23 protein-coding genes and 1 pseudogene are annotated in these 22,582 nt (G+C 72.2%); 13 read left to right on the forward strand and 11 right to left on the reverse strand.

Annotated features, from left to right (window positions below; all coding sequences use genetic code 11):
* Positions 1–6: 6 nt before the first annotated feature.
* The 5 genes from AB0B02_RS08525 to AB0B02_RS08545 all read right to left on the reverse strand — a co-directional run bounded on the left by AB0B02_RS08525 (position 7) and on the right by AB0B02_RS08545 (position 5,443).
* Positions 7–975, reverse strand: a complete 969-nt coding sequence (locus AB0B02_RS08525) for a hypothetical protein (RefSeq protein ID WP_281938611.1) — start codon at positions 973–975, stop codon at positions 7–9.
* Positions 976–1,228: 253 nt separating this feature from the next.
* Positions 1,229–2,038 carry an inositol monophosphatase family protein gene (locus tag AB0B02_RS08530; RefSeq protein ID WP_281938234.1) on the reverse strand — a complete coding sequence of 270 codons (810 nt, stop codon included), beginning with the start codon at positions 2,036–2,038 and terminating at the stop codon, positions 1,229–1,231.
* A complete protein-coding gene (locus AB0B02_RS08535; RefSeq protein ID WP_107161837.1) occupies positions 2,031–2,483 on the reverse strand; it encodes a response regulator in 453 nt (150 codons plus the stop codon). The genes AB0B02_RS08530 and AB0B02_RS08535 overlap by 8 nt, the downstream gene beginning before the upstream one ends.
* The gene (locus tag AB0B02_RS08540; RefSeq protein WP_357298241.1) at positions 2,480–4,204 is read right to left on the reverse strand and encodes an ATP-binding protein; all 1,725 of its coding nucleotides are present in this window, start codon (positions 4,202–4,204) and stop codon (positions 2,480–2,482) included. Before AB0B02_RS08540 ends, AB0B02_RS08535 begins: the two co-directional genes overlap by 4 nt.
* Entirely contained in the window at positions 4,205–5,443 is a 1,239-nt protein-coding gene (locus AB0B02_RS08545) for a fused response regulator/phosphatase (RefSeq protein WP_357298374.1), read from the reverse strand.
* A 270-nt stretch (positions 5,444–5,713) separates the two neighbouring features.
* Between AB0B02_RS08545 and AB0B02_RS08550 the strand changes: the two genes are divergently transcribed.
* Entirely contained in the window at positions 5,714–8,092 is a 2,379-nt protein-coding gene (locus AB0B02_RS08550) for a M28 family peptidase (protein ID WP_357298245.1), read from the forward strand.
* On the opposite strand, the gene AB0B02_RS08555 is transcribed toward AB0B02_RS08550, so the two are convergent.
* On the reverse strand, positions 8,089–8,925 hold the full coding sequence (locus AB0B02_RS08555) for an SDR family oxidoreductase (RefSeq protein ID WP_357298248.1): 837 nt from the start codon (positions 8,923–8,925) through the stop codon (positions 8,089–8,091). The genes AB0B02_RS08550 and AB0B02_RS08555 overlap by 4 nt on opposite strands.
* Before the next feature lie 61 nt (positions 8,926–8,986).
* On the opposite strand from AB0B02_RS08555, the gene AB0B02_RS08560 reads away from it, so the two are divergent.
* Both AB0B02_RS08560 and AB0B02_RS08565 read left to right on the forward strand, forming a co-directional pair.
* Positions 8,987–9,580 carry a TetR/AcrR family transcriptional regulator gene (locus AB0B02_RS08560; protein ID WP_357298251.1) on the forward strand — a complete coding sequence of 198 codons (594 nt, stop codon included), beginning with the start codon at positions 8,987–8,989 and terminating at the stop codon, positions 9,578–9,580.
* Positions 9,581–9,660: 80 nt separating this feature from the next.
* Positions 9,661–10,263, forward strand: coding sequence for a dihydrofolate reductase family protein (locus AB0B02_RS08565; protein ID WP_357298254.1), 603 nt, complete (start codon positions 9,661–9,663; stop codon positions 10,261–10,263).
* Here AB0B02_RS08565 and AB0B02_RS08570 read toward each other — a convergent pair.
* Positions 10,226–10,513: a hypothetical protein gene (locus AB0B02_RS08570; protein ID WP_357298377.1), complete on the reverse strand. Its 288-nt coding sequence runs from the start codon at positions 10,511–10,513 to the stop codon at positions 10,226–10,228. The two genes, AB0B02_RS08565 and AB0B02_RS08570, sit on opposite strands and share 38 nt — an antisense overlap.
* A gap of 274 nt (positions 10,514–10,787) precedes the next feature.
* On the opposite strand from AB0B02_RS08570, the gene AB0B02_RS08575 reads away from it, so the two are divergent.
* The 4 genes and pseudogenes from AB0B02_RS08575 (at position 10,788) to AB0B02_RS08590 (ending at position 12,545) form a co-directional block, all read left to right on the forward strand.
* Complete coding sequence (locus AB0B02_RS08575; RefSeq protein WP_278109326.1) at positions 10,788–10,994, forward strand: hypothetical protein; 207 nt, start codon at positions 10,788–10,790, stop codon at positions 10,992–10,994.
* A gap of 46 nt (positions 10,995–11,040) precedes the next feature.
* Positions 11,041–11,382 (forward strand): annotated as a pseudogene (locus AB0B02_RS08580) (SET domain-containing protein); the annotation flags it as partial.
* A gap of 216 nt (positions 11,383–11,598) precedes the next feature.
* Positions 11,599–12,048, forward strand: coding sequence for a GNAT family N-acetyltransferase (locus AB0B02_RS08585; RefSeq protein WP_357298381.1), 450 nt, complete (start codon positions 11,599–11,601; stop codon positions 12,046–12,048).
* Positions 12,049–12,089: 41 nt separating this feature from the next.
* Positions 12,090–12,545, forward strand: a complete 456-nt coding sequence (locus tag AB0B02_RS08590; protein WP_281938247.1) for a hypothetical protein — start codon at positions 12,090–12,092, stop codon at positions 12,543–12,545.
* A 117-nt stretch (positions 12,546–12,662) separates the two neighbouring features.
* Here the strand turns inward: AB0B02_RS08590 and AB0B02_RS08595 are convergent, their stop codons facing one another.
* From AB0B02_RS08595 to AB0B02_RS08605, 3 genes are all read right to left on the reverse strand, one after another.
* Positions 12,663–12,917: a Smr/MutS family protein gene (locus tag AB0B02_RS08595; RefSeq protein WP_013288724.1), complete on the reverse strand. Its 255-nt coding sequence runs from the start codon at positions 12,915–12,917 to the stop codon at positions 12,663–12,665.
* A 56-nt stretch (positions 12,918–12,973) separates the two neighbouring features.
* Entirely contained in the window at positions 12,974–13,336 is a 363-nt protein-coding gene (locus AB0B02_RS08600; protein WP_281938250.1) for a tetratricopeptide repeat protein, read from the reverse strand.
* An 87-nt stretch (positions 13,337–13,423) separates the two neighbouring features.
* A complete protein-coding gene (locus AB0B02_RS08605; RefSeq protein ID WP_107161877.1) occupies positions 13,424–14,194 on the reverse strand; it encodes an ROK family protein in 771 nt (256 codons plus the stop codon).
* A gap of 85 nt (positions 14,195–14,279) precedes the next feature.
* On the opposite strand from AB0B02_RS08605, the gene AB0B02_RS08610 reads away from it, so the two are divergent.
* The 3 genes from AB0B02_RS08610 to AB0B02_RS08620 all read left to right on the forward strand — a co-directional run bounded on the left by AB0B02_RS08610 (position 14,280) and on the right by AB0B02_RS08620 (position 17,439).
* Positions 14,280–15,917: an ABC-F family ATP-binding cassette domain-containing protein gene (locus AB0B02_RS08610; RefSeq protein ID WP_357298262.1), complete on the forward strand. Its 1,638-nt coding sequence runs from the start codon at positions 14,280–14,282 to the stop codon at positions 15,915–15,917.
* Positions 15,918–15,955: 38 nt separating this feature from the next.
* Complete coding sequence (locus tag AB0B02_RS08615; RefSeq protein ID WP_281938254.1) at positions 15,956–16,264, forward strand: hypothetical protein; 309 nt, start codon at positions 15,956–15,958, stop codon at positions 16,262–16,264.
* A 449-nt stretch (positions 16,265–16,713) separates the two neighbouring features.
* Positions 16,714–17,439, forward strand: coding sequence for a methyltransferase domain-containing protein (locus AB0B02_RS08620; RefSeq protein ID WP_281938256.1), 726 nt, complete (start codon positions 16,714–16,716; stop codon positions 17,437–17,439).
* Positions 17,440–17,571: 132 nt separating this feature from the next.
* On the opposite strand, the gene AB0B02_RS08625 is transcribed toward AB0B02_RS08620, so the two are convergent.
* Positions 17,572–18,573 carry a LacI family DNA-binding transcriptional regulator gene (locus AB0B02_RS08625; RefSeq protein ID WP_281938258.1) on the reverse strand — a complete coding sequence of 334 codons (1,002 nt, stop codon included), beginning with the start codon at positions 18,571–18,573 and terminating at the stop codon, positions 17,572–17,574.
* A gap of 153 nt (positions 18,574–18,726) precedes the next feature.
* On the opposite strand from AB0B02_RS08625, the gene AB0B02_RS08630 reads away from it, so the two are divergent.
* From AB0B02_RS08630 to AB0B02_RS08640, 3 genes are read left to right on the forward strand one after another with little or no spacing between them, the layout of a single operon-like run.
* Positions 18,727–20,238 (forward strand): alpha-N-arabinofuranosidase, encoded by a 1,512-nt coding sequence (locus tag AB0B02_RS08630; RefSeq protein ID WP_357298269.1) that lies wholly within the window; start codon positions 18,727–18,729, stop codon positions 20,236–20,238.
* Positions 20,239–20,276: 38 nt separating this feature from the next.
* The gene (locus AB0B02_RS08635; protein ID WP_281938262.1) at positions 20,277–21,611 is read left to right on the forward strand and encodes an ABC transporter substrate-binding protein; all 1,335 of its coding nucleotides are present in this window, start codon (positions 20,277–20,279) and stop codon (positions 21,609–21,611) included.
* Positions 21,612–21,617: 6 nt separating this feature from the next.
* A complete protein-coding gene (locus tag AB0B02_RS08640) occupies positions 21,618–22,580 on the forward strand; it encodes a sugar ABC transporter permease (RefSeq protein WP_281938264.1) in 963 nt (320 codons plus the stop codon).
* Positions 22,581–22,582: the final 2 nt, after the last annotated feature.

The following is a 22,582-nucleotide window of genomic DNA, read 5'->3' on the forward strand; positions in this document are numbered from 1 at the left end:
CCCGGGTCAGTACATCGAGATGTGAACATGGTTTGTGTGGTCGGCGGCCGGACTGCCGCCCCCGCTGTACGCCCGCCAACCGGTGTTCGGCATCCAGATCTGCCGGTACCAGATGACGTACATGATGCCGAGCCGGCCCGCGTTGTTCTTCGCCCAGTTGGCGAGGCTGTCGCCGTACGACTTGTCGCCGCCGGTCGCGGTCTTGTCCTCGAAGCCGCCGCTGGCGGCGGAGAAGTCGCAGGCCCGTCCCTTGGGGTGTTCGCCGCCGCCGCCGCTGCGGTGGCAGGACGCGTACCGCTTGTAGCCGGCGGCCTGGGCCTGCTGGAGCATGTGCAGCGTACGCGGCGTGATGCAGCCGTCGGCCGGCGTCGGGTCGCTGACCGAGCAGGACTCCGACGGCCACGACCCGTCCGAGTTGCGCGGCGCCGGCTTGGCCGACGAGGAGCTGCCGCTGAACCCGGAGCCGGCGCCGGAGCTGACCTTGGCGAGCGCGACCTCGGCGTCCTTCTTCTTCTTGGCCAGCACGGCGAGCTGCTTCTGCTGCTCGCGCACCTCGGCGTCGAGGGCCAGCTTCGACTCGGTCGCCTCGGCCTTCGCGTCGGCCAGGTCACCGAGCCGCTTGCTGTCCCGGTGGGCCATCATGTCCAGCTCGGCGGCCCGGTGCAGGAAGTCGTCCGGCCCGGAGGCGGCCAGCAGCATCGACGCCGGGGTCAGCCGGCCCTGCCGGTAGGACTGCACGGCCACCTCACCGGCCTGGGCGGTCAGCCCGACCAGGCGTGCCTCGATGTCCTTGAGCTGGGCGGCCAGCGCGGTCTGCCGGCGCTTGGAGTTGTCCAGCCGGTTCTTGGCCTCGATGTGGCCCTTCGCCGCGGCCTCCAGCGCGTCCCGGAGCTTCTTGCTGCCGCCCTCGTCGGGGGCGTTCGGGCTGGGCGCGGCGGCGGCCGGGCCGGCGGTGGCGAGGCCGGCGCCGAGCAGCACGGCCGTCGCGGCGAGCAGCGCGAGCAGCGACCGGCGGACGCGCCGGCCGGTGAGCCTGGTCCTGGGCACGTGATGGTCCTTCCGTCGACCGCCGGCCCCCGATTCGACCGTGCGCGGCGGCGGCTCCACCGGCGCCGGGCGGCGGCCTGCTGGCGGAGACCGCCGGTCACGATACCGGACCGGACACGCCGCGCCAGGCCGGCGACCACTCGGGACACGCAACGTCGACGCAGCGTGCCGCCGTCGACGCTCAGCGTGCCAGCAGCGCCGCATACACCTCGTCCCAGATCTCCCCGCTGGCCGCGACCAGCAGGCCCCGGCCCTCGTCGGCCGGGTGGTAGTCGGTGCCGTCGAAGCGGCGGGCCACCCCGCCGGCCTCCCGCACCAGCAGCGTGCCGGGGGTGTGGTCCCACGGCAGCGTGCGCCAGAACAGCACGAACTGCTGCGCGCCGGTGAGCACGTCCAGGTATTCCCGGCCGGCGCAGTGCTGGCCGGGCAGCAGCTCGCCGATCCGGCGGCCCCCGGCCTCGACGTCGCGGCGGAAGTCGGCGGGCAGGAACTTCGTCATCGCGGTGCCGCGCAACGCGCCCACCCCGGGCACCGGCCGGTCGGGCCGGACGGGCGTGCCGTCCAGCCGGGTGCCCGCGCCGAGCCGGCCGGCCGCCATCGTGTCGTCGAGCGGGTCGTAGACCCAGGACGCCGCCGGCACGCCGTCGGTGAGCAGCGCCACCATCAGCGCGAACGGCCGCTTCCCGGCGGCGAAGTTGGCGGTGCCGTCGACCGGGTCGACCAGCCAGACGTCACCGCCGCCGCGCAGGTGCCGGAGCAGGCCCGGATCCTCGGCGACGCCCTCCTCGCCGACCACCACCGAGCCGGGACGCAGCCGCCGCAGCCCGTCGGAGATGAGCTTCTCGGCCTCGCGGTCGGCGACGGTGACCACCTCACCGGGCGCCTTCTCGGAGATGTCGGACGGGTCGAGCCGACGGAACATCGGCACCACGACCTCGGCCGCGGCCTCCCGCAGCAGCCCGGCGACGTCATCCAGCAGCGGGTCAGCCACGCGGCGGCAGCTTGACCACGCTGACGAAGAACTCGTCGATCTGGCGGACCACCGAGATGAAGCGCTCGAAGTCCACCGGCTTGGTCACGTAGGCGTTGGCGTGCAACTGGTAGCTGCGCAGGATGTCCTCGTCGGCCTGCGACGTGGTGAGCACCACGACCGGGATCCGGCGGAGGTGCTCGTCCTTCTTGATCTCCTCCAGCACCTCCCGGCCGTCCCGGCGGGGCAGGTTCAGGTCGAGCAGGATCAGGTCGGGCACCACCGCGTCGGTGTACTGGCCCTCCCGGCGCAGGTACGCCAGCGCCTCGGCGCCGTCGGAGACGACCGTCAGGCGGTTGCGGAGCTTGTGCTCCTCGAACGCCTCCTGGGTCATCAGCACGTCGCCCGGATCGTCCTCGACGAGCAGGACCTCGATCGGGCTCTTGCCGTCCGCGGGCGCCGTCATCCCACCGTCTCCTTCATGCCACCGTTGGTTTCGTGCCGGTCCGCCGCCACGGCCGGCTCCTCGCTTGCCGCGCCGTCCGGCTGCCGGGCGACGTCCACCGGGGCGTCCTCGGCCGACCCGGCGGCCCCGGTCTCCTCCGTCGCCGCGTTCTCGGCCGCCTGCGCGGCCTCGACGTCGGCCTCCAGCGCGGGCAGCGTGAACCGGATGGTGGTGCCTTCCTCGGCGTCGGTGTCCACCCAGACCCGGCCGCCGTGGTATTCCACGATCTTCTTGACGATCGCCAGCCCGATGCCGGTGCCCGGGTACGCGTCCTTCGAGTGCAGCCGCTGGAAGATCACGAAGATCTTGTCGGCGAACTCCGGCTCGATGCCGATGCCGTTGTCCCGGCAGCTGATCTCCCACTCGCGGTCGACCAGCCGGGCCGACACGTGCACCCTCGGCGGCACGTCCGGACGGCGGAACTTCACCGAGTTGCTCACCAGGTTGACCAGCAGATTGGTCAACAACGGCTCCTCGCCGCGGATGGTCGGCATCTCGTCCCAGGTCAGCTCCGCGTCGGCGTACTGCCGGGCCGCCTCGGTCTGCCCGGCCACGTCACCCATCACCCGGTTCAGGTCGACCTCGGTGAAGCCGGTGGTGAGCCGGCCGATCCGGGAGAACGCGAGCAGGTCGTTGATGAGCCGCTGCATCCGCTGGGCGCCGTCCACCGCGAACGCGATGTACTGGTCCGCCCGCTCGTCGAGCTGCCCGGCGTAGCGCCGCTGGAGGAGCTGGCAGAAGCTGGCCACCTTGCGCAGCGGCTCCTGGAGGTCGTGCGAGGCCACGTACGCGAACTGCTCCAGGTCACGGTTGGAGCGGGTCAACTCCTCGGCCTGCTTCTGGAGCTGGTCGTTCACCCACTCGATCCGCTCCCGGGCCTGACGCACCTCGTCCAGGTCCTGGGCGATCTTCTGGCGCATCTGGTCGATGTCGTCGGCGAGCCGCAGGAACTCCGGCGGGCCGGAGCCGGAGATCCGGTGCTGGTAGTCACCCTCGGCCACCTCGCGCACCTGGCCGACCAGCGCGGCCAGCGGACGGATCAGGATCCGGTCGAGCGAGACCAGCATGACCGCGCCGGCCACCGCCACCACCAGCGCCGCGATGATCAGCAGCATGACCAGCGTGTTGCTCGTCGAGTTGACCCGGTCGGCGGTCTGCTTCCGGACGGTGAGGATCTCGTCCTGGAGCGTGGTGATCGACGCCCTTATCCCGTCGAACTGCTGCCGCGTCCGGTCGGTGATCAACGCCTGGCCGGCGGCCGGTCCGCCGCGCGCCGTGGTCGCGATCACCGGCTCGGCCACCTGGGCCCGCCACTGCGCGGTCTGCTGCTCGACCACGCCCACCTCGCGGCGTACGTCCGGGTAGCCGGCGGACAGGCCACGGATCGAGGTGATCAACTCCTGCTCGCGCCGCACGCCCTCCTGGTAGGGGGCCAGGTCGCTGCGGTCGCCGTTCACCGCGTACCCGCGGACCGCGGTCTCCTGGTCCAGCAGGACGCTCATCAGCTCCTGCGCCTGGACCCGCAGCGGGCCGGTCCGGAGCAGCACCGCGTCGATGTTCTGCCGGTTCTTCGCGGCGACCGCCGCCTCCGCGGCGGCCAGCCCGAGCAGCAGCGCGAGGACCACGCCGAGCAGCGCGGCGACCCGCCGCCGCAGCGTCCACCCCTGCTGGTACGTCTTCACCTATCGTCCCCCGCCCCGGGTCACCAACAGCATCGCCACGTCGTCGGCGAGCGGGCCGCCGTTGATCTGCTCGGCGCGGCCGACCAGCCACGCGGGCAGCTCGGAGAGCGGCACCGCCCGGTTCGCCGGCTCGGCGAGCAGGCCGGTCAGCCCGGGCACGTCGAGCCGTTCGTCGCCGCCGTCGACGCGACCCTCGATGAGGCCGTCGGTGTACATCAGCAGGGACCAGTCATCGGTGTCGAACTCCAGGTCGAAGGCAACGGGACGACGGGGCCGGACGCCGAGCAGCAGCCCACCCTTGGCCGGCACCGGGGCGACCTTACCGCCGCTGAGCAGCAGCGGCGGCGGATGACCGGCGAGTCGCACGGTGGCCCGCGCGGACGCCAGGTCGAGGCGGACGGTGGCCACCGTCGCGAAGATCTCCTGGAGCCGGCGCTCGCTCATCAGCACCTGCTCCAGCGCGGGCAGCACCTCGTCGTCCGGCACGCCGGCCAGCACCAGCGCCCGCCAGGCGACACGCAGCTCGACGCCGAGCGCCGCCTCGTCCACGCCGTGGCCGCAGACGTCGCCGACGATCAGGTCGATCCGGTCCGGGCGGGTCTGCACCACGTCGTAGAAGTCGCCGCCGATCAGCGCGGCGTGCCGGCCGGGCCGGTAGAACGTGTGCACCGACACCTCGTCGGTGGTCATCAGCGGCTGCGGCAGCAGACCCCGCTCCAGGCGGGCCGACTCGGCCTGGCGCAGCTCCACCTCGCGCAACCGGCGGGCGTTCTCGTCGGCGCGCTTGCGCTCCACCGCGTACCGCAGCGCCCGGGTCAGCAGCACACCGTCGACCTGCCCCTTGACCAGGTAGTCCTGCGCGCCCTCGGCGACCGCCACGATGCCCAGGTGCTCGTCGGAGCGGCCGGTCAGCACGCAGACCGCGGCGCCGCTGGCCATCTCCAGCACCCGGCGCAGCCCGTCCAGGCCCTGCGCGTCGGGCAGACCCAGGTCGAGCAGGACGCAGTCGACGCCCATCACCCGCTGGCGGGCCTCGCTGAGGCTGGTCGCGACCAGCAGGTCGATCATCGAGTTGGTCTCGGCGAGCAGCTCGCCGACCAGGAAGGCGTCGCCCTCGTCGTCCTCGACCAGCAGCACCCGCAGCCGCTCGCCGGGCGGCAGGCCGCCGGGCAGCCCCGCGCCGGCCCGGGGCACGACGGCGGCACCCGGAACGCCGGTCCCCCGGTGCGGCCGGGCCACCGCCGCGAGTCGCGGGAGGTCGCTGGTGATGTCGTACTCCTTCCGAGCGCCGTGGGCGATCCAGGCTAAGACAAACGGCCGCACCCCACCCGACCGCAGTCGGCACCAGCGGTCGGGTGGGCCCGTCCACCCGGACAGCGACGCGGCCGACCCCCGATGTTACGCGGGAGCGTGACCAGTCCGGCAGCGCACCGACCGGGGAGTGCCGCCACGACGGGCGGGGGTGCAGGATGATCCCCACCCCCGTAGATCCACCCCCGAGGAGTCCCCGTGGGCGCACCCCCCACCCGCCCCGCCGACCGGGCGTTCGCCAAGCCCCGCCGCCGGCTGCCCGCCGCAGTCGCCGCGCTGGCCGCGCTGCTCGCCGTCGGTGCGGGCGTCCTGGTCACCCTGTCCACCCCGGCGCCGCGCCCGGCCGACGCGCCGGCCGGTGAGTTCAGCGCCGCGCGGGCGTACCGGAACGTCGAGGTGATCGCCGCCCGGCCGCACGTGGCCGGCAGCGCGGCCAACGACCGGGTCCGCGAGCACCTGGTCGGCACGCTGCGCGGGCTGGGCCTGGAGACCGAGGTGCAGGACGCGGTGGCGCCCGAGGCCGGGCAACTGTCCGGCGCGGCCGGCGGCGCGACGCTGGCCCGGGTCCGCAACGTGGTGGCCCGCCTCCCCGGCACCGACCCGACCGGCAAGGTGTTCCTGGTCGCCCACTACGACTCGGTGCAGACCGGGCCGGGCGGCAACGACGACGCGGCCGGCACCGCCACCATCCTGGAGGTGGCCCGCGCGCTGACCACCGGCCCGCGCCCCCGTAACGACGTGGTCTTCGTGCTCACCGACGCGGAGGAGGCGTGCCTCTGCGGCGCGGCCGGCTTCGCCGCCGACCATCCGCTCGCCGCCGACGGCGGGGTGGTGCTCAACCTGGAGGCACGCGGCTCCACCGGTCCGGTGATCATGTTCGAGACGTCCCGGAACAACGCGAAGCTGGTGGACGTGTTCGGCCGGGCCGCGCCGCACCCGGTGGGCACGTCGTTCGCGGTGGAGATCTACCGGGCGCTGCCCAACGACACCGACTTCACCGCGTTCTCCGACCGTCGCTTCGTGGGCTTGAACTCCGCCTACATCGACGGCGGCGCGATCTACCACACCCCGCTGGACGTGCCGGCCCGGATGGACCGGGGCAGCCTCCAGATGCACGGCGACAACGCGCTCGGCCTGGCCCGCGAGTTCGGCCGCACCGACCTCGGCGACCTGCGTGCCGGCCACGACGACACCTACTTCCCGGTGCCGGGCGGTCTGGTCCGCTACCCCGGCGGGCTGACCCTGCCGCTGGCGGTGGCCGCGCTGCTCGCCGTCGGCGCGCTCGGCTGGCTGCTGCGCCGCCGGGGCCGGGCCACCGTCGGCACGCTCGCCGCCGGGGCCGGGCTGGCCCTGGTGCCGGTCGTCGTGGCCCCGCTGGGCGCCTGGCTGCTCTGGGCCGCGATCACCACGATCCGACCGGGGTACGCCGAGCTGCTCGACCCGTACCGTCCAGTCTGGTACCGCCTCGCGGTGGTGGCGCTCGCCGCCACGGTGCTCCTCTGCTGGTACGCGCTGCTGCGCCGCCGCGTCGGCCCGGCCGCGCTGGCGTTCGGCGGGCTGCTCTGGCTGGCCCTGTTCGGCGTGCTGCTCGCCGCGCTCGTACCCGGTGGGGCGTACCTGACGACCCTGCCGGCGCTGGCCGGCGCGGTCGCCGGCCTCGCGGCGCTGGCCACCCGCCTGGACGGCCCGTGGCCGGTGGTCGCGGTGACGCTGGCCGGCGCGGTGGCCGTGGTGGTGCTGCTGCCCCCGGTGGTGCTGCTGTTCCCGGCGCTCGGCATGGGCATGGGCGCGGTGGCCGCGCTGGTCGCGGTGCTGCTCGGCCTGGCGCTGCTGCCGGTGGTGGACCTGCTGCACCCGCGCGCCGGCGGCCAGCGCGGCCTGCTGGCGCTGCGGGCCCGCCGCCTCGGCGCGCTGCCGGCCGGCGCGGCGTTCGTGGCGGCGGTAGTGCTCGCCGGCGTCGGCCTGGCCGTCGACCGCTTCGACGACGCGCACCCGGTGCCCACCCACCTGATGTACGCGCTGGACGCCGGCTCGAAGAAGGCGGCCTGGCTCAGCCACGAGGACATCCCGCAGCCCTGGACCGACCGCTACGTCGACCGGACCATCTCGGTGGCCGACGACTTCCCCGGCCTGGGCGACGGCGAGCTGCGCGCCGGCCCGGCCCCCGCCGCCTCGCTGCCCGCGCCGAAGCTGGAGACGCTCTCCGACACCCGCAACGGTGACCAGCGCGTGCTGCGGGTGCGGGTCACGCCGCAGCGGACGGTACGGCTGCTCACGCTGCACGTGGACACCCGCACCGCCACCGTCCGGTCCGCCTCGGTGGCCGGGCGGGACGTGCCGGTGAAGGCGCGCGAGGGCCGGTGGGGCTTCGGGATCGTGTTCCACGCCCCGCCGCCGGAGGGCGTCGAGGTGACGCTCACGCTGACGACCTCGGCGGACACGGTCAACCTGCGCGCCATGGACGCCAGCGACGGCCTGTCCGCGCTGCCCGGCTTCCGGCAGCGGCCGGGGAACGTGGGCGTGGTCGGCTCGCACACCTCGGAGATGCTGGCGGTGGCCCAGACGTACGCGCTCTAGCAGGCCGCTCCGGGGGCGGGCACCGCGTGCTCGGCTGCGCGGCTGACCCGCTCCCAGCCGGCCCAGGTGTCCATCCGCCGGCGGGCGATGTCGAACGCCAGGTCGTACACCATGCTCCCGAGCAGCAGCCGCAGCGGCGGGTCGTCGCTGTCGACGAGTCGCAGCAGAGCCTCGGCGGCCAGCCGGGGCTCGCTGTCGACCGAGTCCTCCGCCCACTGTCGCGCCAACTCGGCGCGCATCGGCGCGTACGCGTCGATCGGGGCGGTGGTCGTCATGCTGTCGTACAGGTCGGTCCAGTAGCCGCCCGGCTGCACGATGCTGAGTCTGACGTCGAAGGCCGCCGCCTCCATCGCCAGGGCCTCGCTCATGCCTTCCAGGGCGAACTTGCTCGCGCTGTACATGCCGGTGCTCGGGAAGCCACCGAGCGCGGAGATGCTGGACACCTGCACGATGTGGCCGGACCGTTGGGCGCGCAGGTGCGGCAGCGCCGCCTGGCTGACCCAGAGCGCGCCGAAGAGGTTCACCTCGAACTGGGCGCGCGCCTCCGCCTCGGTGAACTCCTCGACCATGCCCATGGACAGGGTGCCGGCGTTGTTGACGACGATGTCGAGCCGCCCGAAGTGCTCGATCGCGGTGGCCACGGCGGCGAAGACCGCCGCCCGGTCGGTCACGTCGAGGGTCAGGGCCAGCAGCCGGTCGCCGTGTCGCGCGTCGAAGTCGTCCGGGGTGACGGTCCGGGCGGCGGCGACCACCCGGTCACCCCGGTCGAGCGCCGCCTCGGCGAACGCGCGGCCCAGGCCGCGGCTGGCGCCGGTGATGAACCAGGTCCGCATGTCGGCAAGCCCCTTCGACTTATGAGACGAGACGGTCCGTCTCGCTGGTACGGTACCCCACATGACGCCGCCGAACACGGCCCGCCGGAGCGAGACCTCCCGCCGCGCCATCCTCACCGCGGCCTTCGAGCTGTTGCGGGAGGTCGAGTACGCGAAGGTCACCATCGAACGCATCGCCGCTCGCGCCGGCGTCGGCAAACAGACCATCTACCGCTGGTGGCCGTCCAAAGGTGCCGTCGTCTTCGACGCGTTCCTCATGCTCAGCGAAGGCGCCGAGGGTGAGCCGGTGCGCCTGCCGGACACCGGCGACCTGGCGGCCGACCTGACCGCGGTGCTCCGCGCCACGGTGGCGGAACTGACCGACAGTCGGTACGAGCCACCGATGCGCGCGCTGGCCACCGAGATCGCGCACGACCCCGAGCTGGCCGCCACCTACGCCGAACGGCTGGACGAACCGCTGCGGGAGGCCAAACGGCAGCGCCTGCGCAGCGCCCAACAGGCCGGACAACTCGCCGAGGACGTCGACCTCGACGTCGCGGTGGACCTGATCTGGGGCCCGCTGTTCCAGCGCTGGCTCCACCGCGCCGGACCGCTCACGACCGCGTACACCGACCGCCTCGTCGCCACCGCGCTGGACGGGCTGCGACCCCGCTGAACTCTTTCGGCCGGGATGTCGAGGACGGGCCGGCCGGCTTCTACCCCCGGGTGAAGGCATCGACCCGAGGAGCAGACGATATGAGCAAGGTGACCACCGGCGCGACCATGTCCCTGGACGGCTACGTCGCCGACGCCTCGCACGGCGGCTTCGACCACCTCTTCCGGTGGTACAACAACGGTGACGTGGCGGTGCCGACCGCCAACCCCGACATGACGTTCCGGACGTCGGCAGCAAGCGCCGCGCACATCCGGGCGCTGACCGAGCGCACCGGCGCGCTGGTCGTCGGCCGCACGCTGTTCGACATCACCAACGGCTGGGGCGGCCGGCACCCGCTGGACATGCCAGTGGTCGTGGTGACCCACCGGGTGCCGGACGGCTGGGAGCCCGAGGGCGAGTCGTTCGTGTTCGTCACCGACGGCGTCGAGCGGGCGGTCGAGCGAGCCCATTCCCTCGCGGACGGGAAGGAGGTCGGGGTGAACGGCGGGACGATCGCGCGACAGGTGCTGGAGGCGGGGCTGCTCGACGAGGTGCACGTGGACCTGGTGCCGGTGCTGCTCGGGGACGGGATTCCGTTCTTCTCCGGACTGGGCATCGCGCCGGTGCAGTTCGACGGGCCGTTCCGGGTGGTCGAGGGCGTCGGCGTCACCCACCTGGCCTACCGCGTACGCCGACCGGCCTGATCTGCTGTCGCCCCGGCTTCCCGACCAGCACGGGGGCCGGGGCAGTCCGGAGGCCCGCCCGTTTGACGAAGATCGAGCGTCGGGCCACGGCGTCACCGCGCTCGTCGAGCTGATAGCCGTCGAGCCACACCCATCCGTCGTAAGTGGTCCAGTCGAGCTGGCGGATAAGCCGGAACCGGATCGGGGCCATGAACTGCACGCTGGCCGCACGTCCGATGAACAGCATGTCACCGGCCTTCACCTCGCCCATGGTGCTCATTCCGTCTCCCCCGGCCAGTGAGCTCGACTGATCGGGACGCGGTGGCGGGCTCGGCACGGCAGGTCCGCTCCACATCGACAGACATAGCGCCATCTGGGCCAAGACCACACCGGCCGATGTCGGCGAGCAAGCGTGAGCGCAACGGCTGCCAGATACTCCCCGTATGAGACGGATTGCGCCATGGGTCCACGATCCCGCCCACCCGATAGTCTAGTCAAGTAGCTATATCCAAAAGGATAGGTCCGATCTACCTACGTTCGGAAGCGTGGACCGTGGGCCAGGCCGTCTGATGGGGCCGTACGAGATCGCGCAGCGCCTCGGCGTCTCGCGACAGCGGTTCCAGCAGCTCGCCCGGTACCCCACCTTCCCGAAGCCGTACCAGGAGCTTCGTGGGATGAAGGTGTGGCTGGCCGAGGACGTCGAGGCGTGGATCAAGGAGCACCGCCAGCCCCGGCCCACCGACGAGGACTGACGCTCGCCACCTTGAATTGACTGGTCGGCGAAGCGAGAGTTGACGGGTGTGTCACACGCCCGAAGCCGACTGCTGGCTTCACCCGGACGTCGAGGTCCGTCCGTCCGGGATCTCGGGTGAGGGCCTGTTCGCCCGTGCTCCCCTCCCGGCCGGGACGCCGGTGTCCCGGCTCGGCGGCCAACTCGTCACCGACCAGGAGCTGCGCGACCTGTTCGCCCGACCGGACCGCCCCTACGTCGACACCATCACGGTGTGGGAGGACCGACATCTGGTCCTGCCGCTCGGGCGCCCCAACGGCAAGGGCAACCACGGCTGCGACCCGAACCTGTGGTGGGACGCGCCCTGGACCCTCGCCACCCGTCGAGACGTCGCAGCCGGTGAGGAACTGACGAACGACTACGCCACCAGCACCGGCACCGCCGACTTCGTCTTGGAGTGCGGATGTGGCTCGGCGCGCTGCCGCCGGCTCGTGACCGGCGACGACTGGCGGCTGACGGACCTCCAACACCGGTACGGGAACCACTGGGTTCCCGCACTCCTGGCCCGGATCAGGGCCGCCGATACCCGGTCGCCCGGCCCGGGTCCGCTGGCTACGCTGCCCCGCATGCGGCTGGCGAAGATCACCCCCGACAACTACGAGGCGGCTCTCGCACTGTCGGTACGCCCCGACCAGGAGGATCTGGTGGCGCCGGTGGTCAAGTCGCTGGCCGAGGCGTACGTCTTCCCCGAGCACGCCTGGCCGCGACTGGTCTACGACGGTGACCGGCTGGTCGGCTTCCTGATGGCGTTCTTCGACATCCCGTGGGGCGACGACCCTGGCGACCTGCGGGCCGGCCTGTGGCGGCTCAACATCGCGGCCGACGCGCAGGGCCACGGCGACGGCCGGTTCGCGGTCGACGCGGTTTGCGAGGAGATCCGGGCCCGGGGCGGCGACCGGGCCTACGTCACCTGGGAGCCACGCGACGGCGGGCCGGAACCGTTCTATCTGAAGCTGGGCTTCCGGCCGACAGGTGAGCAGAGCGGCGGTCAGACGGTCGCCGTCCGGGACCTCTAGGCACCTCCCGGTGTCGGCTCTCGCTGGCATGATCCACGCCCGTGGGCATTCTTTGTGACTACTTCTCGGCTTCCACCGACGAGACAGCCGCCGCAGTCGCCGACGTCCTTGGTGGTCCGCGCGCCGCGTCCGAGCCCGGGTTCGACGTCGTCGAACTGAAAGGGCTCGAACCGACCGTGCAGCTCGGCACGCTGGAGGCGCTCCTGACCAGCGTCGACTACGACGTCGTGACGCGGAACCCGAGGCAGGGCAAGGCTGTCGCGATCCACAATGACGGCGAGGTGCTGGTCATCTCGCTGACCGACGAGCTGCGCGCCGCGCTGGCTGCCGCCTCGGAGAGCCGGCTCCGCGAGGTGGCTGCGCCCTGGTCCGAGACCGAGGAGTTCTGGGGGCAGGCGGAGCCGTCGATCCTCGCCGAGGCCCTGATCGAGCTGGCGGGGCTGGCCCGTCGAGCGGCGACCCGCGGCGAGCGGCTGTACTGCTGGGTCTGCGTGTAGCTCCACCATCGCTGAAGATCTTGGTATGGAATGGCCCCTATGGGGGCCGTTTCGTTCCAAGATCTCGAAGGAAGTCACCACCTCAGTGAAGTGGAGTGGATCAAGCGCCGGGAGCGGCTACTTCCAACGGAAGTGGACGAAGAGGCGGCCGAAGTTCTTCGAGTCCTTCTCGACGCGGTGGTAGAGCTGCTTCACGTCCTTCTGGTCGAGGAAGCGCAGCACCTTCTTCTTCAGCGCGCCGGAGCCCTTGCCCGGGATGATCTCCACGAGCGTGGCCTTCTTCGCCACCGCCTCGTCCATGATCCCGCGCAGCGCGCGGTCGATGTCGTGGCCCTTGTTGTAGATGTCGTGGAGATCGAGCTTCAGCTTCACGAGTCCATCCTAGGTACGTCGAAGGGCAGCCCACCCGGGCTGCCCTTCGACGGAACTCAGCGACCGACCCGACCCTCGACCCGGCGAAGAGCCGTGGTGTAGTCGGTGTTCGTCGAGTACATCGCCGCCGCGATGCGCAGGTGCCGCAGCGCGTCGGCCGGCCGGTTCATCCGCTCCAGCGTCCGGCCCAGCACGTGGTGCGCGTAGTGGTCGCTCGGGTCCCGGTCGACCAGCTCACGCAGGTGCTCCTCGGCGCGGTTGAGCTGCGCCGACTGGAAGTACGCCCGGGCCAGCAACTGCCGTACCGAGGAGTTGTCGGGCTCCGCCTCGATGATCGGCTCCAGCAGCCGGGCCGCTCCGGTCGGGTCCCCCGAGTCGAAGAACATGGTCGCCCGCCGGTACTCCGCCAGAAGGTCCACTCGACCCACCTCCTCGTGTCGCGTCAGCCCTTTGTCCGACGCTGGCACAACACCGGCGGAAGCGCGAGTGTTCCACGGGGGTAAGGATCAGGGCGTGGGGTCGTACCTGTCGCCCACCAGGTCCCAGGCCCGGACACCACCCACGATTCCGGCCGTGTTCGGGACGACCACGACATCGTCCCCCATCCGGGCCACCTGCTCCGGCCGGATCAGCCGCGAGTTGCCGCCGCCCAGGTAGAGCCGGTCCCAGTGGAACACCGGCCGCAGGCCGTCCACCACCTGCCGGATCCGCCGGGACCAGAACGCGTCACCGAGGCGCCGCCGTTCCGGCTCCCCGACGTACGTGTCGTAGGTGGTGTTCCACCGCACCGGCGCGTGCGACAGCTCCAGGTGCGGCGCGATCGTCCCGCCGTCGAAGAGCGCGCTGCCCAGTCCGGTGCCGAGCGTCAGCACCAACTCGCAGCCGGTCCCGGCGACCACGCCGGCGCCGTGCACCTCGGCGTCGTTGAGCACCAGCGCGGGCATCCCGAACGCCTCGGCCAGCGCGCCGCGCGCGTCGTACCCGGACCATTCCGCGACCAGGTCCGGGTCGACACGGCTGCGCGGCCCGGCGCGGGTCACGTAGTGCGGGGTGGCCACCACGACGCCGTGCCGGATCATGCCGGGCATGCCGACGGTGAGCCGGTCCGCCGCGGGCAGCCGGGCGCCGAGATCCAACAGCGTCCGCACGAACAGGGTCGGGGGCAGCGGGTACGGCGTGGGCACGCGCAGCGGGCGGGCCCGCATGGTGCCGGCGGCGTCCAGCACGGAGGCCTTGATCCCGCCGCCCCCGCAGTCGATCGCCAGTGTGGTCGCCACGGCTGTGAGTCTCCCTCAGCGGCGTACCTGCCCGAGCGCGGGTCACGGTAATCCGGATGCGCCCGCCGGTAGGCTCGGTGACCTGATGAGCGCCACGTTGATCGCCAAGGATCTCACCGCCGGCCACGGTGACCGTCTCCTCTTCGAAGACCTGAGCCTGGTCGTCGCGCCCGGCGACGTGATCGGCCTGGTCGGGGTGAACGGCGCCGGCAAGTCCACGCTGCTGCGCACGCTCGCCGGGCTCCAGGCCCGTGAGCAGGGTTCGGTGGCGTTGAGCCCGCCGGGCGCCACGGTCGGCTACCTGCCGCAGGAGCCGGAACGCCGGCCGGGTGAGACGGTCCGGGACTTCCTGGCCCGGCGTACCGGCGTGACCGCCGCGCAGGCCGCGCTGGACGCCGCCACCGAGGCGCTGACCGCCGGCGCGGCCGGCGCCGACGACGCGTACGCGAATGCCCTGGAACGCTGGCTCGACCTCGGCGGCGCGGATCTGGACGAACGGGCCGAGCAGGTCGCGGCCGAGCTGGGCCTGGACGTCGGCCTGGACCATCCGACGACCGGGCTCTCCGGCGGGCAGGCGGCCCGCGCCGGGCTGGCGTCGCTGCTGCTCAGCCGCTACGACATCTTCCTGCTCGACGAGCCGACCAACGACCTCGACCTGGCCGGGCTGGACCGGCTGGAACGCTTCGTCACCGGGCTACGCGCCGGCACCGTGCTGGTCAGCCACGACCGCGAGTTCCTCACCCGCACGGTCAACCGGATCGTCGAGCTGGACCTGCACCAGCGGCAGGTCAACCACTACGGCGGCGGCTACGCGGCCTTCCTGGAGGAGCGCGCCGTGGCGCGCCGGCACGCCCGCGAGGAGTTCGAGGAGTACGCCGACACGAAGGCCGACCTGGAGGCGCGCGCCCGCACCCAGCGCGCCTGGATGGAGAAGGGCGTGAAGAACGCCCGGCGCAAGGCCACCGACAACGACAAGATCGGCCGCAAGTTCCGCACCGAGTCGACCGAGAAGCAGGCCGCGAAGGCGAAGCAGACCGCCCGCCTGATCGAGCGGCTGGAGGTGGTCGAGGAGCCGCGCAAGGAGTGGGAGCTGCGGATGGAGATCGCCGCCGCGCCCCGCGCCGGCGCCGTCGTGGCCGCGCTCCGAGGAGCCGTGGTACGCCGGGGCGGCTTCACACTCGGCCCGGTGGACCTCCAGATCGACTGGGCGGACCGGGTGGCGATCACCGGGGCGAACGGCTCCGGCAAGAGCACGCTGCTGGCCGCGCTGCTGGGGCGGCTGCCGCTGGACGAGGGGCACGCCGCGCTGGGGCCGGGCGTGGTGGTGGGCGAGGTGGACCAGGCGCGCGGGCTGTTCCTCGGCGACCAGCCGCTGCTCGACGCGTTCGCCGCCGCCGTACCCGATCTCAACCCGGCGGACGTCCGCACGCTGCTGGCCAAGTTCGGCCTGCGCGCCGACCACGTGCTGCGGCCGGCGGCGACGCTCTCCCCCGGCGAGCGGACCCGGGCCGCGCTGGCGCTGCTCCAGGGCCGCGGCGTCAACCTGCTGGTGCTCGACGAGCCGACCAACCACCTCGACCTGGCCGCGATCGAGCAGCTCGAATCGGCGCTCGCCACCTATCCCGGCACGCTGCTGCTGGTGACCCACGACCGGCGGATGCTGGACGCGGTGAGCGTGAACCGGCGGCTGCGGGTGCACGACGGACGGATCGCCGAGGACTGATCCGCGCCGAGCGGCCGACCCGGGGCCACAATGACCTCATGCTCAAGTGGGAGTACGCGCTGCTGGTCCGCCGCCGCCAGGCGGCCGCCACCGACGCCGGGTGGGAGATCGTGTTCATCTGGTACGGCCCGGACGGCTCCATGATCGACGTCACGCCGTACGGCGACACCGCGCTGGCCCACCTGAACCGGGCCGGTGACCAGGGCTGGGAGCTGGTCTCGATGAGCGAGGACCCGTCCCTGCCCGGCAACGCCGAGTTGCACCGCTACCACCTCAAACGCCCGAAGCCGGCCTCCCCCCAGCCCCGCCAACGCATGCGCCCGACCCGCCGCACCCTCTCCACCTGACCCTCGCACTCCCTCCCTGGCTTCAATCATGAAGTTGACGGCAGCGTGTGCCCGACTTGTCGCCGCCAACTCCATGGTCAAGGAACCTTGCTCCGGCGACTTCACCGGCCAGCGGCCCGTGCCGAACCCCGAGTGACAGCTGGCTGCTGTCCACCCGGCAGGACCGGGGAGGCAACGGGTCGCCGGTGTCGACCAAGGAGTTCGCGTCCCAGGAGGAGCCCCGCAGGGACACAAACCTGGGTCCCAGGCTGGGGCAGGAGTGGGGACGGGGCCTGTTGACCAAGGAGATTGCGTCTGGAGCGACGGGCGCGGGAGACGCAAACTCCTTGATCACGGGAGCGGGGGGTGATGGGGGAGGCGGGACGGGGTGGGGGCGGTGCCGGGGCGTCCAGCCGCAGGTGGGCGTATATCTGGGTGGAATGGGGGTAAGGCGCCGCCGGAGGTGGCGCATGGTGGCGATGGGGCAGGCCGCGCTCTCGGGTGAGCGGCTCCGGCAGGCCGACGGCTTCCTCGCCGAGGCGTGGGCCGAACTGGCCGAGCACGACGAGCGGTTGCGCGGGACGACGGTCGAGGTGCGGTTCGACCGGGGCGTGGCGCATCTGACCGGCGAGGTCGACGATCCGGCGCAGCTACGACTGGTCCGCGAACTGATCGGCCGGTTGTCCGGGGTGCTCGGGGTGTGGTGCCGGGTCACTGTCGCCGGCCGCCCGCCGGTGGTCGTCGACCTGGGCTGCGGGGCGACCAAGCAGTGGCCGGGCAACCTGGGGCTGGACATCTATCCGGCGCCGGGGGTGGACGCGGTCGCCAATCTGTCCGGCTCGCTGCCGCTACGCGACGACTCGGTGGACGTGTTCTTCGCGGTGCACATCGTCGAGCACCTGATCGACTTCCTGCCGCTGTTCGACGAGTGCCACCGGGTGCTCCGGCCCGGCGGCGTGCTGCACGTGATGAGCCCCTGGTGGCGGCACGTCAACGCGGTGGCCGACCCGACGCACGTCCGCCTGCTCGACGTGCAGACGTTCAAGGGCATCTGCGGTCAGCGCCCGCCCGGCGCGCCGCGCTGGTACCCGCTGCACGTCGGCTGCGACGGCGCCTCCGTCTTCGCCGACCTCACCCCGCTCCCCCCGAACGCCCCCGCCCCACCCCCCTCCCACCTGGCCCGCTTCTTCGACTGACCGCCCCCACCCACCCCACCCACCCCACCTCGCTGATCTTGCACTTGGGGCCCTTGAAGTGGGGCAGATGTCCCGAATGCCGGGGCACGAACTGCAAGATCGCCGGGGAGGGAGGGGAGGGGGGAGGGACGGTCAGGGGGCGGATTCGCGGAGGGCCAGGCGGTGCGGGGCGACCAGTTCGCGGGGCGGGGCGTCGCGGTCGGTGGTGAGACGGCCGGCGAGCAGTTCGACCGCCAGGCGGGCGATGCGCTCCTTGTCCGGGGCGACCGTGCTCAGCGTGGGGATCGAGAACCGGCCGTCCTCGATGTCGTCGAAGCCGGCGACCGCGACGTCCTCCGGCACGCGCAGGCCGGCCTCGTGCAACGCGCGCAGCGCGCCGAGCGCGAGCGTGTCGTTGAAGCAGAAGACGGCGTCGGGGCGTACCTCGGCGGTGAGCAGGTGACGCATGGCGGCGGCGCCGTCCGCGCGGTGCCAGGCCGGCGCGGGCGCCACCAGGCTGTCGTCGTACTCGATGCCGGCCTCGGCCAGCGCGGTGGCGTAGCCGGCCAGGCGTAGCCGGGCGCTGGCGCCCTCGGGAGTGCGCTGGGAGCCGATGGCGGCGATCCGGCGGCGGCCGAGCCCGACCAGGTGGGCGGTGATCTCCCGGGCGGCGGCCACATTGTCGATCATGACGTGGTCGGCGGGGCCGTGGTCGACACGCTCGCCGAGCAGCACCATGGGCAGGCCGTCAAGGCTGGCGAGGTCGTCGGCGGTGAGCGCGAGCGGGCTGAGGATCAGCCCGTCGATCATGTGGTCGCCGATCCCGCTGGCGGCCTTGCGCTCCTGCTCCGGGCCGCCGCCGGTCTGGTCGATCAGCACCGTCCAGCCGTGCTCGGCGGCGGCGGCGACCACGTGCCGGGCCAGCTCGGCGAAGTACGGGATGTCGAGCTCCGGGACGGCCAACGCGATCACGCCGGTGCGCCCCTTGCGCAGGTTGCGGGCCGACAGGTTGGGCCGGTAGTGCAGCTCGGCGATGGCCTCCTCGACCCGGGCCCGGGTGTCGGCGCGCACATGCTGGTAGCCGTTGACGACGTTCGAGACGGTCTTCACCGACACGCCGGCCCGCTCCGCCACGTCCTTGAGCCTGTGCCGCACTGAACGTCCCTCCCCGCTGAGCACTCCGGCCGCACTCTACCTCGTCACGACGTCGTAACGACCTCTTTACATTGCAGGTTACAACGTTGTAGAAACCAGGGGCACGGTGACCACGGTCACCGGGGGAACAGCTCCGACGGAAAGGTGGCATCCGTGCCGAACGCGCAGCTCACTGTCGACCCGGCGATCCGGGTCGGTCCGGCCGACCGCCGAATCTTCGGCTCCTTCGTCGAACACATGGGGCGGTGCGTCTACGGCGGGGTCTACGAACCGGGCCACCCGGACGCCGACCCGCGCGGCTTCCGTCGCGACGTGCTGGACCTGACCCGGGAGATGGGCGTCTCGGTGGTCCGCTATCCCGGCGGCAACTTCGTCTCCGGCTACCGCTGGGAGGACGGCGTCGGCCCGGCCGGTGACCGGCCGCGCCGGCTCGACCTGGCCTGGAAGACGATCGAGACCAACGCGTTCGGGCTGAACGAGTTCATGACCTGGGCCGCCGAGGCCGACGTCGAGCCGATGATGGCGGTCAACCTCGGCACGCGCGGCATGCCCGAGGCGTGCGACCTGTTGGAGTACGCCAACCACCCGGGCGGCACCCAGCTCTCCGACCTGCGCCGCGAGCACGGCGCCGAGCAGCCGTACGGGGTGCGGCTGTGGTGCCTCGGCAACGAGATGGACGGCCCGTGGCAGGTCGGCCACAAGACCGCCGACGAGTACGGCCGGCTGGCCGCCGAGACCGCCCGCGCGATGAAGATGATCGACCCCTCGATCAGCCTGGTCGCCTGCGGCAGCTCCAACCGGAGCATGCCCACGTTCGCCGGGTGGGAGGCGACCGTGCTGGAGCACACCTACGAGCACGTCGACTACATCTCCGCCCACACCTACTACGACCCCTCCGACGGGGACCGGGCCAGCATCCTCGCCTCCGCCGTCGACATGGACGCGTTCATCACCGAGGTGACCGCCACCGCCGACCACGTCGGCGCCAAGCTGCGGCAGAAGCGCAAGCTGAAGATCTCCTTCGACGAGTGGAACGTCTGGTACCAGTCGCGCCTCCAGGCCGACCTGGACCGGCGCGGCTGGGTGGAGGCGCCCGCGCTGATCGAGGACGACTACACCGCGGACGACGCGGTGGTGGTCGGCGACCTGCTGATCACGCTGCTCCGGCACGCCGACCGGGTCGGGGTGGCCTGCCAGGCCCAGCTCGCCAACGTGATCGCCCCGATCCGCACCCGGACCGGCGGCCCGGCCTGGCGGCAGAGCATCTTCCACCCGTTCGCGCTGACCGCCCGGTACGCGCGCGGCACCGTGCTGCGCACCGAGCCGGTCGGCCCGACGTACGAGACCAAGCGGTACGGCGACGTGCCGGTGCTGGACACCGTCGCCGTGCACGACGAGGAGACCGGCGAGCTGGCCGTCTTCGCGGTCAACCGGGGCCCGCACGACCTCCCGCTCGACCTGGACCTGCGCGGCCTGCCGGGGCTGCGCGGGGAGGCGCACACCACGCTCGCGGCCGGGGACGACCCGGCCGCCACGAACACCGAGGCGGACCCCGAGCGGGTCACGCCCCGGGAGCTCACCACCCCCACCCTCGACGGCGGCCGCTGCACCGTGGCGCTCCCCGCCACCTCCTGGAACCTGCTGCGCTTCACGCCTCAGCAGTGACCGGGCCGTACTCCACATCCGTCCCCCAAGGAGTTCCCATGATCCAGAACGAGTTGAGCCGGCGGCGCCTGCTCGGCCTCGGCGTCGGCCTCGGCGCGGCGGCCTCGCTGACACTGGCCGGATGCGGTGGCGGCAGCAGCAGTCCCGACCGGGCCGGCTCGGCCGGCAACGGCGGCAAGGACTACACCGGCCCCAAGGTCGACCTGAAACTGTGGAACGGCTTCACCGGCGGCGACGGCGAGATCTTCAAGACGCTGGTCCAGCAGTTCAACACCGAGCACCAGAACATCGCGGTCAGCGTGGTCACCTACGAGTGGGCGGACTACTACAGCAAGCTGCCCGGCGCGGTCTCCAGCGGCAGCGGGCCGGACATCGCGGTCATGCACATGGACCAGCTCGCCACGTTCGCGGCTCGCGGCACGATCAGCGAGTTGGACGACGTGGCCAAGACGCTGGAACTCAGCGAGGGCGACTTCGCCCCCACGGTGTGGAAGGGCGGGCTCTACAACGAGAAGCGGTACGGCATCCCGCTGGACATGCATCCGCTCGGCTTCTACTACAACAAGGCGGTCATGCAGAAGGCCGGCCTGGACCCGGAGAAGCCGCCGACCACCCGGGACGAGTACACCGCCGCGCTGACCGAGCTGAAGAAGTCGGGCGTGCAGGGCTTCTGGGTCAGCCCGTTCCAGTTCACCGGCGGCATGACGTTCTACAGCCTGCTGCACCAGTGGGGCGGGAAGCTCTTCGACGACGAGGTGGCCAAGGCGACCTTCAACTCCGACCCGGCGGTCGAGGCGTGCACCTGGCTGGTCGACCTGATCAAGCAGGGCCACTCGCCGGCCAACGTCGGCCAGGACGCCGACTACCTGGCGTTCAAGAGCGGCAAGAACGCGTTCAACTGGAACGGCATCTGGCAGATCAACGACCTGAAGAAGAGCCCGAACGTGCAGTGGGGCGTGGCGCCGCTGCCCCAGATCGGCAGCCAGCAGGCCGCCTGGGCGAACTCGCACAACTTCACCATCGTCAAGCAGCGCTCGGCGAACGAGAACAAGGTCTCCGGCGCCAAGGTCTTCATCAACTGGCTCAGCCAGCACTCGCTGGACTGGGCCAAGGGCGGCCAGGTGCCGGCCCGTAAGGGGGTCCGGGAGAGCGCCGAGTTCAAGGCGCTCACCGAGGTCAACGCGCTCGCCCCGGAGCTGGAGTACGCGGCGTTCCCGCCGGCCGCCCCGGGCCTCGGCGAGGTCATCCTGACGTTCTACAACGCCTTCAACGAGGCCGCGCTGAACAAGAAGTCGCCGAAGCAGGCGCTCGACGACGGCGTGGCCAAGGCCAACAAGCAGCTCGAGGACAACCGCAAGAAGTACGGGAACTGATCCGTCGTGGCGGACGTGATCGAGGTCGGGGCGGCGCGGAACGGCGCGTCGCCCCCGGCGGGGCGTACCCGGCGCCGGCGCGCGACGGAACGCGGCAACCGGACGACGCCGTACCTCTTCCTCGCGCCGTACCTGGTCCTGTTCGGTGTCTTCGGGCTGGCGCCGATCCTGTTCGGCGTCTGGATCAGTCTGCACCAGTGGGACCTCCAGTTGCCCAACCGGCCGTTCATCGGGCTCGACAACTACCAGGACCTGTTCTCCAGTGACTCGGCCATCTACGGGGACTGGTGGTCCAGCGTCCGGGCGACCGGCATCTTCACGCTGTTCTCGGTGCCGCTGCTGGTGGTGATCCCGCTGGGGCTGGCGCTGCTGCTCAACCGCTCGTTCCCCGGCCGCACGTTCTTCCGGGCCGCGTTCTTCGCCCCGTACGTGCTGGGCGTGGCGGTGATCGGCCTGCTCTGGCGCTTCCTGCTGGACGCCAACCTGGGGCTGGTCAACCGGGTGCTCGGCGCGGTCGGGCTCCCCTCGGACACGCCGTGGGTCACCGACGTGCCGTGGGCCTGGGTCTCCCTGGTCGGCGTGACGGTGTGGTGGACCTGCGGCTTCAACGCGGTGATCTACCTGGCCGGGCTCCAGGACATCGCGCCGGAGCTGTACGAGGCGGCGAAGGTCGACGGCGCCGGCGGGTGGGACCGGTTCCGCCACGTGACGATCCCCGGCCTGCGCCCGGTCATGCTCTTCGTCCTCACCACCACGATCCTCGCCTCGGCGAACGTCTTCGGGCAGGCGTTCCTGATCACCCAGGGCGCGCCGGGCGAGCAGACCCGGACGGTGGTCTGGCGGATCGTGGACGAGGGCCTGCGCGACTACGACGCCGGTCGGGCCGCCGCGATGAGCGTGTTCTTCGCGCTGATGCTGGCCGTGGTGAGCGTCGTCAACTTCCGGCTGTTCCGCTACCGGGAAGACTGAGG

Origin of the sequence: Micromonospora sp. NPDC049240 (assembly GCF_040647835.1) — a bacterium.
Classification (GTDB): domain Bacteria; phylum Actinomycetota; class Actinomycetes; order Mycobacteriales; family Micromonosporaceae; genus Micromonospora.